This window comes from Pseudoalteromonas sp. KS88 (assembly GCF_004766475.1).
GTDB lineage: Bacteria > Pseudomonadota > Gammaproteobacteria > Enterobacterales > Alteromonadaceae > Pseudoalteromonas.
The window spans coordinates 309,943-321,177 of record NZ_PYHV01000019.1 but is presented as its reverse complement, the minus strand read 5'-3'; the positions used below and the strand labels follow the sequence as shown (position 1 = coordinate 321,177).

General features: G+C 38.9%; 11 protein-coding genes. 4 read left to right on the top strand and 7 right to left on the bottom strand.

Going from position 1 to position 11,235, the window contains the following annotated elements; translation table 11 throughout:
- Positions 1–180: 180 nt before the first annotated feature.
- The 3 genes from C7Y70_RS13760 (at position 181) to C7Y70_RS13750 (ending at position 3,222) form a co-directional block, all read left to right on the top strand.
- Positions 181–1,467 carry a citrate synthase gene (locus C7Y70_RS13760; protein ID WP_099293629.1) on the top strand — a complete coding sequence of 429 codons (1,287 nt, stop codon included), beginning with the start codon at positions 181–183 and terminating at the stop codon, positions 1,465–1,467.
- Positions 1,468–1,577: 110 nt separating this feature from the next.
- Positions 1,578–2,792 (top strand): SufS family cysteine desulfurase, encoded by a 1,215-nt coding sequence (locus tag C7Y70_RS13755; RefSeq protein WP_135475317.1) that lies wholly within the window; start codon positions 1,578–1,580, stop codon positions 2,790–2,792.
- Positions 2,793–2,805: 13 nt separating this feature from the next.
- Positions 2,806–3,222 (top strand): SufE family protein, encoded by a 417-nt coding sequence (locus tag C7Y70_RS13750; protein ID WP_135475316.1) that lies wholly within the window; start codon positions 2,806–2,808, stop codon positions 3,220–3,222.
- Here C7Y70_RS13750 and tcdA read toward each other — a convergent pair.
- Genes tcdA through C7Y70_RS13715 form a run of 7 tightly spaced genes read right to left on the bottom strand, consistent with a single transcriptional unit; the run spans position 3,219 to position 10,680 of the window.
- Positions 3,219–4,019, bottom strand: coding sequence for a tRNA cyclic N6-threonylcarbamoyladenosine(37) synthase TcdA (gene tcdA, locus C7Y70_RS13745; RefSeq protein ID WP_099293624.1), 801 nt, complete (start codon positions 4,017–4,019; stop codon positions 3,219–3,221). The genes C7Y70_RS13750 and tcdA overlap by 4 nt on opposite strands.
- Positions 4,020–4,694 carry a TIGR01621 family pseudouridine synthase gene (locus C7Y70_RS13740; RefSeq protein WP_099293623.1) on the bottom strand — a complete coding sequence of 225 codons (675 nt, stop codon included), beginning with the start codon at positions 4,692–4,694 and terminating at the stop codon, positions 4,020–4,022. It abuts the gene before it with no gap.
- A complete protein-coding gene (kdsB, locus tag C7Y70_RS13735; protein WP_135475315.1) occupies positions 4,687–5,460 on the bottom strand; it encodes a 3-deoxy-manno-octulosonate cytidylyltransferase in 774 nt (257 codons plus the stop codon). Before kdsB ends, C7Y70_RS13740 begins: the two co-directional genes overlap by 8 nt.
- On the bottom strand, positions 5,448–5,645 hold the full coding sequence (locus tag C7Y70_RS13730; RefSeq protein ID WP_099293621.1) for a Trm112 family protein: 198 nt from the start codon (positions 5,643–5,645) through the stop codon (positions 5,448–5,450). Before C7Y70_RS13730 ends, kdsB begins: the two co-directional genes overlap by 13 nt.
- Entirely contained in the window at positions 5,635–6,615 is a 981-nt protein-coding gene (lpxK, locus tag C7Y70_RS13725) for a tetraacyldisaccharide 4'-kinase (protein WP_099293620.1), read from the bottom strand. The genes C7Y70_RS13730 and lpxK overlap by 11 nt, the downstream gene beginning before the upstream one ends.
- Positions 6,612–8,357, bottom strand: a complete 1,746-nt coding sequence (msbA, locus tag C7Y70_RS13720) for a lipid A export permease/ATP-binding protein MsbA (RefSeq protein ID WP_135475314.1) — start codon at positions 8,355–8,357, stop codon at positions 6,612–6,614. The genes lpxK and msbA overlap by 4 nt, the downstream gene beginning before the upstream one ends.
- 58 nt (positions 8,358–8,415) lie before the next feature.
- The gene (locus C7Y70_RS13715) at positions 8,416–10,680 is read right to left on the bottom strand and encodes a DNA internalization-related competence protein ComEC/Rec2 (RefSeq protein WP_135475313.1); all 2,265 of its coding nucleotides are present in this window, start codon (positions 10,678–10,680) and stop codon (positions 8,416–8,418) included.
- On the opposite strand from C7Y70_RS13715, the gene C7Y70_RS13710 reads away from it, so the two are divergent.
- Positions 10,660–11,172, top strand: a complete 513-nt coding sequence (locus C7Y70_RS13710; RefSeq protein WP_099293618.1) for a DUF2062 domain-containing protein — start codon at positions 10,660–10,662, stop codon at positions 11,170–11,172. The two genes, C7Y70_RS13715 and C7Y70_RS13710, sit on opposite strands and share 21 nt — an antisense overlap.
- Positions 11,173–11,235: the final 63 nt, after the last annotated feature.

Here is an 11,235-nt window from a genome sequence, read left to right as displayed (position 1 = left end):
CGTTTGCGAATTAGCCAATGGTATAATATTTAATCCTGACAGAATATTTATTATACATTTATGCATAATATTTATAAAAATTGACTTTAACCCCCTCTTTCACGTTAAAATGGAAAGGATGTGCTTAAACAGATTCAGAACATAACAATCAGAGTTGTTATCTTAATAGGAGATAAATAGATGGCGGATAAGAAAGCCACAGTCCATATTGATGGTCTAGATCCAATCGAACTTCCGATTTACCAGGGTACTGCAGGACAAGATGTAATTGACGTACGTACACTTGGCTCTCATGGTCATTTTACTTATGACCCGGGTTTCATGTCGACTGGTTCTTGCGAGTCTTCAATCACATATATTGATGGCGGCAAAGGCATCCTACTTCACCGTGGCTACCCAATCGAACAATTAGCTGAAGGTTCAGATTATGTTGAACTTTGTTACTTATTGTTGAATGGTGAATTACCAACTAAAGAGCAGTACACTGAGTTTGCAGAGCAAGTCACTCGTAGTACCATGCTTGATGAAAAAATCGCTAACTTCTTCCAAGGTTTCCGTTTTGATGCACACCCTATGGCAATGCTATGTGGTGTGGTTGGTGCTTTATCTTCTTTTTACCATGAAGACCTTGATATCACTGATGCAAACCAGCGTAAAACAAGTGCAATCAAGTTAGTAGCAAAGCTACCTACTATTGCAGCTATGGCTTACAAAACAAACATTGGTCAACCATTCGTTTACCCACGTAACGACTTAAGCTACGCAGAAAATTTCTTACACATGATGTTCTCTGTACCTGCCGAAGAGTATAAAGTTAACCCAGTAACAGCTAAAGCAATGGATAAAATCTTTATGCTTCACGCTGACCACGAACAAAATGCTTCAACATCGACTGTTCGACTTGCTGGTTCTTCTGGTGCTAACCCGTATGCTTGTATCGCAGCAGGTATTGCATCTTTATGGGGCCCTGCTCACGGCGGTGCTAACGAAGCATGCTTAAACATGTTAGAAGAAATTGGTTCAGTTGACCGCATCGACGAATACGTAGCTAAAGCAAAAGATAAAGCGGACCCGTTCCGTCTAATGGGCTTTGGTCACCGTGTTTATAAAAACTTCGATCCACGTGCAACAGTAATGCGTCAAACATGTCACGAAGTATTAGAAGAGCTAAACATTCAAGATCCATTGCTTGATATTGCAATGAAGCTTGAGCAAATTGCACTTGAAGACCCATACTTTGTTGAGAAGAAACTTTACCCTAACGTAGATTTCTACTCAGGTATCATCTTAAAAGCAATTGGTATTCCTACAAGCATGTTCACTGTGATCTTCGCAATGGCACGTACTGTAGGTTGGATCACACACTGGGATGAGATGCTTTCTCAACCTGGTCATAAGATCAGCCGTCCACGTCAGCTTTATACTGGTCACACACATCGTGATTACGTATCTACAGACAAGCGTTAATTTTTATTAATGCCAAAAAGGCCGCTTTTGCGGCCTTTTTTGTGTTTAATAGTTGAGAATTATATTAAAGCTATTACAATCCCTGCTACTTTTTATTGTTTGGTTTTTCTATGTTTGCTGTTGAAAAAATTCGTGCTGATTTTCCCATTTTAACGCAGCAGATAAACAATCAACCATTAGTTTATTTAGACTCTGCTGCAACGTCACAAAAGCCCCAGTCAGTTATTGCTGCGACAGAGCTTTTTTACACACAGCAGAATGCAAATGTTCATAGAGGTCGTCATTCACTCAGTGAACAAGCAACAACAGCCTACGAAAAAGCGCGTGATAAAGTTGCCCAATATTTTAATGTGCAAAGCCGTGAAATTGTTTGGACTAAAGGTGCTACTGAGGCATTAAACCTAATTGCTTGTGGATTAACTGAACAACTTGATAAAAATTCAAGTATCGTTATTACCCCACTTGAACATCATGCAAACATCGTCCCTTGGCAACAATTAGCACTTAAAACTGGTGCTAAATTACATATATTACCGCTTGAAGCAGATGCAACATTCAATATGTCAGCCTGTATTGAATTTTTAAAACAAGTAAAACCAACCGTGCTTGCGCTCACTCATGCATCAAATGCATTGGGAAATATAACAAACCTAAGCCCATTGCTTAGTACTGTAAAAGGTTTTAACACAATCACTGTCGTTGATGGTGCTCAAGGCGCGATGCACCTACAGCCTGATTTAAATATACTCGATTGTGACTTTTATGTGTTCTCTGCACACAAAATGCTTGGCCCAACTGGCGTTGGTGGTCTGTATGGTAAGTATGAGCGTTTAAACGCCTTACAGCCTTATCAAACGGGTGGAGAAATGATTGAAACGGTAAGCCTTTTCAACAGCACGTTTCGCGATGCACCTGCAAAGTTTGAAGCAGGCACACCAAATATAGCAGGTGTAATCGGGTTTTCTGCCGCATTAGATTATCTTTTTTCACTTGATAAGAATGCAGCCTACGACTACGAACAAGGGCTATTTAATTATGCGGTTAATAAATTAAATGAAATCGATGGCATCACAATTTACAGTAATTTAGAACATAATATTGGGACCATTTGTTTTAATTACAAAGACGAACATCCATTCGATATTGCGACATTACTTGATGGATTTGGTGTTGCCGTTCGTAGCGGCCACCATTGTACCCAACCTTTAATGACACATCTGGGTATCAACGGCAGTGTACGAGCAAGTTTTTGTTTTTATAATACTCACCAAGATATAGATATTTTCATTAATGCTCTGCACGAATGCATCGCCTTATTAGATTAAAAGTAGATAAGCAATGAATAAAACGTTTAAAGAACTCGCTGACACACTAAATAATTCTCCCGCATGGCAACAAAAATACCGCGAAATCATGCTCCTTGGTAAGCAATTACCGACAATGCCTGACGTTTTAAAAACACCAGTTGCACTTGTACCAGGTTGTGAGAGTAAAGTTTGGTTGTATTTAGAGTTTGACCTGCAAGAAAACTGTTTAGTCATTATTGGGGATTCGGACACACGTATTGTTAAAGGCCTGCTTGCCCTAATTTTATCTTTGTATAATGGTTTAACACCGAGTCAAGTATTAGCTATAAATGCATTTGAGGAATTTGAAAAGCTGGGTTTAATAAGCCACTTAAGCCCTTCTCGAAGTAATGGTATCAAAGCCATTGTCGAACGTATTCAAGCAATGGCTGAACAAAAGTCGCTTTAAGCCTTAGCTAACCGTTGTTTTCTATCTAAATATTTACGAACCGCTTTGGCTGCTACAAAAAAGCCAAAGCTGCCAGTGATCATAGTCACTGAGCCAAAACCATTATTACAATCCATATTCATAGAACCATCTGCGTTTTGTTTTGCATGACACACGCTTCCATCTGAACCCGGGTATACGAGTTGCTCAGTTGAATAAACACAATCGATATTAAATTTACGCTTAGGATTGCTACTAAAGTTGTACTGTTTTCGTAAAATATAGCGAACTTTCGCAAGTAGTGGATCTTGTGTTGATTTTGCGACATCACCAAATGTTATTTGGCTCGGATCAGTTTGACCGCCTGCACCACCCGTTGTAATAATAGGCAGCTTATTGCGCTTACAATGAGCAATAAGTGCTGCTTTTTCTTTTACTGCATCGATACAATCAATGACATAATCAAAACCTTGAATATGCTCACGTATGTTATCTAAAGTAATAAAATCATCGATGACATCAATTTCACACTCTGGATTAATTAGCTGGCACCGCGCTTTCATGGCATCAACTTTAGCCTCACCAACAGTGCCTGTTAGTGCATGAATTTGGCGGTTCACGTTGGTCGCGCATATATCATCAAGGTCAATAAGCGTGAGTTTACCAACACCTGTTCGGGCTAACGCTTCTGCAGTCCAACTACCTACGCCACCGATACCAATAACACAAAAATGTGCACTTTGAAGCCAAGCAAAATGCTCATGACCATATAAGCGCTTTATACCACCAAAACGAATATCTGTTACTGAGTCTGTCATTTACCAATCCAAGTTCCATGGCTGTTGCCATGTGTAAAAGTTATCATGTTTAATTAATTGCTCATAAAGTGCATCGCTATTTGGTTTGCAAATAAACTCAAACCGCTCATTTTGCCAGGTAAAGCACAGGGCATAAGCATGTAAATAGGTACGTTGGCAATCAGTGCCACCATACAGTGCATCACCTAAAATCGGGGCAGCTATGCTTTTTAATGCTACACGCAATTGGTGCGTTTTACCCGAGTACGGTTTTAATATATATCCGCGTAAATTGGCAGCTACACTGAATGAATAAAACCGTGTAATAGCTGGGTTAGTTTGAGTCTTTAAAAGCTTAAAGCTACTTCGACGAGACTTAGTCATGTCTCCTTTTACCCAGCCTTGTTTTTTCTTTGGCTTAGCGTCTGACAAAGCCAAATAAAACTTATCAACCTCATGCGCAGTAAAAAGCCGTGTAAACTGGGCTGCAGATTGGCTGCTTCGCGCTAATATAATTAATCCTGAGGTGACTTTATCTAGCCGATGAACAGAAAATAATTTTTCATTCAATTGTTGCTCAGCTAAAACCACAAAACCAGGGCCCTCTTCACTATGGAAGTTTAGCCCTGCTGGTTTTTCGATGACATAAAAGTCTTTGTGTTCAGCAATAACTGTTAAAGGTAACGGCTTATTCACTCAACGAATTACTTTTTAAATAATGCACTACACGCGCTAAATCTTCAGGGGTATCAACACCTGCATGAGGTGTAACTTGAGCTTGCTCAATCTTTATCTGGTGGCCATGATAAAGCACACGTAACTGCTCTAAAGACTCTAATTGTTCCAGCGGTGAAGGACTAAGTTCAATGTATTGTTTAATAAACCCTGCACGATAAGCATAAATACCCACATGACGTTGGTAGTTTGCTTTATCAACAAACGCGTTATTAGCTGAATTCATCATGTTGGCGCGATCAAATGGAATGCTCGCACGAGAAAAGTAAAGCGCATTTTTATGAACGTCGCTCACGACTTTTACTGCATTTGGATTAAATACTTCCTCAATCTCTTCAATGGCAACACTCAGAGTGGCCATTGGTGCAACTGAATTAGCCAACAGTTCAGCTACTTGACTCACATTTTCGCTAGCAAGTAATGGCTCATCACCTTGCACATTAACAACGATGGTGTCATCACTGAGATTAAGTAAGTCCATTACTTCTGCTAAGCGCTCAGTACCGGACTGATGGTCTTCACGTGTCATTAGTACATCACTTGTAAACGTATTGACCGCCTCGAAGACTTTTTGATGATCGGTTGCAATAACAACCTTACTTGCACCAGAAGCAAGTGCTTTCTCATACACGTGTTGAATCATCGGCTTACCACAAATATCGGCAAGGGGTTTACCTGGCAATCGTGTTGATGCGTAACGCGCAGGAATGACGACTACGAATTCCACTTGTCTACCTCTTCTTGGCTTAACTCTCTCGCTTCGTTTTCAAGTAATACTGGAATGTCATCAACAATCGGGTAAGCTAATTTTGCTGCCGTGCTGATTAGTTCGTTATTATCTTTGTCTAGGCGTAATTTACCCTTACATACTGGGCAAGCGATAATTTCAAGTAGTTTTGTATCAAAGGCCATCGAGGATCCCTTTTTCTTTGAGTAAAAGATTGAGTTTATTGATTACCGCAGTTGATGGTTTAGCATCAACAGGTAAAAAGTACCAATTTGGTTTAGCAAAAGCACGGCATTTTACCGCATCTTTCTCTGTCATAATGACAATGTCATCGTTATATTTTTCAAAATCAGCGGGTGAATAAGCATAATGATCACGATAGTGAGCCGTAGAAAGCAGCTTAACACCACAAGCTTGTAGTGTATTTTCAAACCGTACAGGATTACCAATTGCACTTACTGCATGCGCACTATGTAATTGATCTTTAGTTTTTTCACCAGTAGCCACATTTAATAAAGTAGATGCCTGTAATTGATAACTAAATTTATCAGCACCTCCATTTTCTATGACTAAATCAACTGATTTTAAACGTTTTGTAGTTTCACGTAGTGGCCCCGCTGGCATCAAAAAGCCATTACCAAAGCGCCGCTCGCTGTCGACAATACAACACTCTATGTCACGAGCCATTTTATAATGCTGCATGCCGTCGTCTGAAATAATGATGTCTACATCGTAGTGTGCAATTAATCGCTTTATATTGGCTTTTCTATCAGGGCCTACAACAACAGGACACCCTAATCGGCGCTGAATAAGTACAGGTTCATCCCCTGCTTGCGTTGGTGTGGTTGCACTATCAACAATCAAAGGGTACACATCAGAAGAGCCACCGTAACCGCGGCTAATAACTGCCACGTTTAAATCGTGTTGCTGTAAATATTGCGCAAGCCAAATAACAAACGGTGTTTTACCATTGCCGCCGACACTAATATTACCCACTACAATGACCGGCACTTTGCCTTTAAATTGCTCAAACAGCCCTAATTTGTAACCTACACTACGTAACGTTGAAATAAGCCAAAAAAGCCCGCTCAATGGCAAAAGTAATAAGGTTAAAAAGCTAAAGCTTTTATACCAGCTTTGTTCTATTTTGTTCACCCTTGCTCACCAAACTGCATTTTACATAAAGCAGCATAAGTACCGTTGTTTTCAAGTAGCGCCTTATGGTCTCCACTTTCAATAACTTGGCCATTATCAATCACGTAGATTCGGTCGCTTTTTTCGATTGTTGATAGCCGATGCGCAATAACAATCGATGTTTTTTCTTTCATTAATTGATCGAGTGCTTGCTGGATCAACTTTTCAGATTCAGTATCAAGTGCTGATGTAGCTTCATCTAATATCAAAATAGGGGCGTCTTTCAATATAGCTCGAGCAATAGCAATACGTTGGCGTTGGCCACCTGAGAGCATCACCCCGTTTTCACCCACCATTGTATTTAGACCTGCAGGTAAATCTTTTACAAATTCCCATACATGGGCTTGTTTAGCGACGGCTAACAGCTCATCATCACTCAATGTACGTGTAATGCCATAGCTGATATTATTTGCAATGGTGTCGTTAAATAGCACCACTTGTTGCGACACTAACGCAAACTGTTTTCGTAAATCAGCAAGTTTATAGTCGCTCAGTGCAATGCCGTCTAATAAGATTTCACTAGGTGCTTGTAAGTCATAATAACGAGGTAATAAATTTGAAATAGTGGACTTACCAGAGCCAGAACGGCCCACTAAAGCAATACTTTCTCCGGCTTTAATGGTCAGTGATAAATCACGTAATACAGGCTCTTCTTTTGTTGGGTAATTAAAGGTTACATTTTTAACTTCGATTAACCCTTTTACTTTATCAACGCTTATTGTGCCGGTATCTTTTTCTACTTCTTCATCTAGTACTAAAAAAATACTTTGTGCAGCAGAAATACCGCGTTGTAAATCGCTATTGACGTTAGCAAGTTGCTTTAACGGACGTAACAACATCATCATCGATGAAATAAGTACAACAAAATCACCAGAGCTAATTGTGTCGATCATTGATGGCATCGATACTACAAATAAAATAACTGCCATAGCACTGGCCGCCAATATTTGAATCACTGAAACACTCAGCGCTTTTGTCGCATCCATTTTAATACGTTGCTGACGGTTGTGATTATTAATAGTCGCGAATTGATCAATTTCTTGCTTTTGCCCGCCAAAACCATGAATGACTTTGTGTCCACTGAGCATTTGCTCTGAGCTACGCGTCACTTGACCCATCGCTGACTGAATGTTTTTGGAGATATGACGAAAACGCTTTGACACAATGCTGACAATAACAGCTACTAATGGAATGATGATTAAAAATATTAAAGACAATTTCCAGCTGGTGTAGAACATAACCGTAAGTAAAAACACCACAAAAGCGCCTTCACGTACCACGATGAGCATAGCCTTGGTAATCGCTTGTTGTACTTGCTCAGTATCAAAGGTAATTTTAGATATTAAATCACCTGAGGAGTTTTTATCATGAAAAGAGACTGGTAAATGCAGGATATGCTCGAATAATTGCTGACGTAAAGACCGCACCACTTGCGAGCCGACGTAACTCAAACAATACGATGACATATAATTAAAAAAACCACGACCAAACACAAGTGCAACTACAACAAAGGGTGCGTATTTTAGAACGTCACTATTACGTTCATTAAGGCCCTGATCGATAAAAGGTTTCATCAATTGAATAAACAATGCATCCATGGCTGAATAACCGATCATGCCAATAACAGCTAAAATTGCTATGCTTTTATAATTACCAACGTAAGATAACAAACGCTTGTAAATTTGCGATGTTGTTTGATCCATAACACTCTCTAATTCTAAGTCTTCGGGTATTGTAGCCTCCAGCAACATAAAACTAAACTCAATCTTTTAGAAACCAATCACTTTGTGCCCTCGCAGAGCTTATTTCATAGCCACTTTTGTAAAATTTGACGATGATTTGACCATGCTCGGCTGTTGTGTATTGCTGTGCATTAATAGTGTCATAGCGTTTTAGTACTTCTTCATGTGGCAAATTCCACTGGCCTTTAAAAGCTGTCGAGTGAATAACAACTTCTGGAGAAACCGCTTTAATAAACATATTACTTGATGATGTTTTACTGCCATGGTGCGGACTTACAAGCACAGTGCTCTTTAATAGAGTTTTTTCTGTTATCAATTCTTGCTCACGAAGTTGTGTAATATCTCCCGGTAAGAGTACACTGTTGATGCCATCAGATATGTGAACAATGCACGAGTTATCGTTATCAGAATAATGTTTTCCTACTTTATGACTCATTGTGATGTGTAAATTGTTAAAATTTAATGTTTGTGTAAAACATGAGGAGTCAACACCTTCTGGCTGTGTAGTTTTAAATGTCCGCTCGTAACCAAGTTTTAACCATTCATCCAAGCCACCAGAGTGGTCTTTGTCATCATGACTAATTACTGTATGTATTACTTCAATTTGATTGATTTCTAGGTAAGGTTTTAAGGTAGAGTAAATTCGTGTGAAACGATTAAAGTATATCGGGCCTAGATCATATACAAAGCCTTCATTGTCTTTCGTTACCAAGATCATAGTGCCATGGCCTACATCAAAAACATTTACTTGCCAAATTGCCTTTGGCGTCAGGTAATAATCAATAATAATAATACTAAGTGGCAATAAACTAATAACTTTTCCATAGGGCAACATATAAAATACGATTGCACTTAAATAGGTTGCGAGAATGACTGGTAAAGCAATTGACGGAGCGTTAATCCAACGTACTTCGACTGGAATTAAAAGCAGGCCTTCGAAACAAAACCGGATTAAACTATCTAATAAAGATAATATTAAGGTCATATCAATAGCCGGACTGAGCAGACTAATAAATAGTAAAGTCGGCATAACAATAAAGCTTATGAGCGGGACAGCAATTAGGTTTACTAAAAGGCCAATCAAACTAACCCCATGAAAGAAAAATAGGGTTAATGGAAGTAAACCTACAAAAAGTGCACATTGCAGCACTACTAAGCCTTTAAAGAATGTAAAAAATGTGAATTTGCCAAATGGCCTTCGATCAACTAAAACAAAAATCACACCCACAGCAACAAATGACAGATACAGCCCTGGGTTTAGTAAACTGAATGGGTCAATAGCTAAAATTAGGACGAGTGCAAACAATAAGGCGCGCCACCTAAGTGCCTGCTTAGATGAATAATAGACTATCAAAATACAGGCTAACATGATTAACGCCCGACTTGCAGAAACTAAAAAGTCACTTAGATAGACATAACAAAACGCTAAGCAAAAACCTGCAGCACTGTAGTAAATTGATAAATTGACAGTCTGTTTGATAGTGCGAATAAAAAACCAAAGGGCATACTTAAAAGCAAAATAACCAATGCTAAACACAAGCCCTATGTGTAAGCCAGAAATAGCTAATAAGTGACTAATTCCAAAAGCTTGAAGTGTTTGTTTATGATCATAGGACATTAAGCTTTTATCACCCGTCATAAGGGCATAATATAGCCAGCTCATATGAGTACCATCATAAATATTTTGAATATTTCGCCGATATTTATTAATTAAATTTGGTGCTACAGCATTTGATATTTGTATTGCTGTACTTACTTGTTTTGCTTTAAACAAGATACGATGACTAAATGCAGCACGCTCTTTATCAAACCCAGCAACATTTTTTTGACTGCGGTATTTGGTTAACTTTAGCCAAGTTGTGACGGTACTACCTACCTTTATTGGATACTCAGTTTTTAAAGTAACTAATACTTTAGGAGATTTAATTCGTGTAAGGTTTTTAGGATAAGTGATAGCTGCTTTTAAATACGTACTATCCCGTTGAGAAATGATCTCTTGCACGACAAACGTCACAAGTTCTGGTTGATTTACACTCAATTTTTGTGAAGAGATAGAATAAAAACATAAAAAATGTAACCAAACAGCTAAAATCCCGCAAATAAAACCTAACATTACGGGTAAAAACGGCTTAAAATAGGCACTTGCTATCACAATTAATAATGTGAAAAGAGTAAATACAAGGGTCTGATAATAAAATACGGTTATAACACAACCAATAACAAACCCAATGCTTAACCACACTGATGTAAATGGTTGCTTTAAATGGCTAAAAAAACGATCCAACGGTTTTTACCCGATCACAATACGATTAAACAGCATAAATTTTTACAAATTTTTGGCCGTTTACTCCATGATGCAAATTTATGGCATCTAAATCGCCGTTCAGCACGGGGGGCTTTTTCTGTTGGTTTGTTCTTTGCCTTCATCCCTGTTCCATTCCAAATGGTTTTGGCCGCCGCATTAGCCATTCCGTTACGAGTTAATTTACCTATCTCTGTCGCTGTAGTTTGGATAACAAATCCTTTAACTATGCCACCTATTTTTTATTGCTCATATATTGTAGGCACTATTGCACTTGGCCAATCAGAGCAGCACTTTGCTTTTGAGCCAAGTTGGCAATGGTTCATCGAAAGCCTAACTACAATTGGCCCCGCGTTTTTACTAGGTTCTTTGATATGTGCAACAGCTGCTTCACTGATAGGCTACTTTGGGATCGACTTACTTTGGCGCCGTTCAGTCCGAAAGGCGTGGCTTAACCGTCACACAAAAGACTAGGTTACATAACTATAGTCAAACAAGTCATTTGTACCAAATATAGAACGCGATCAAAAAAGCCAG

What these genes read in the sequence shown, in the direction of transcription:
- C7Y70_RS13760 (WP_099293629.1), top strand. Translation starts at nt 181, where the DNA reads ATGGCGGATAAGAAAGCCACAGTCCATATTGATGGTCTAGATCCAATC.
- C7Y70_RS13750 (WP_135475316.1), top strand. Translation starts at nt 2,806, where the DNA reads ATGAATAAAACGTTTAAAGAACTCGCTGACACACTAAATAATTCTCCC.
- C7Y70_RS13730 (WP_099293621.1), bottom strand. Translation starts at nt 5,645, where the DNA reads ATGGCCTTTGATACAAAACTACTTGAAATTATCGCTTGCCCAGTATGT.
- tcdA (WP_099293624.1), bottom strand. Translation starts at nt 4,019, where the DNA reads ATGACAGACTCAGTAACAGATATTCGTTTTGGTGGTATAAAGCGCTTA.
- msbA (WP_135475314.1), bottom strand. Translation starts at nt 8,357, where the DNA reads ATGGATCAAACAACATCGCAAATTTACAAGCGTTTGTTATCTTACGTT.
- C7Y70_RS13755 (WP_135475317.1), top strand. Translation starts at nt 1,578, where the DNA reads ATGTTTGCTGTTGAAAAAATTCGTGCTGATTTTCCCATTTTAACGCAG.
- C7Y70_RS13710 (WP_099293618.1), top strand. Translation starts at nt 10,660, where the DNA reads ATGGCTAAAAAAACGATCCAACGGTTTTTACCCGATCACAATACGATT.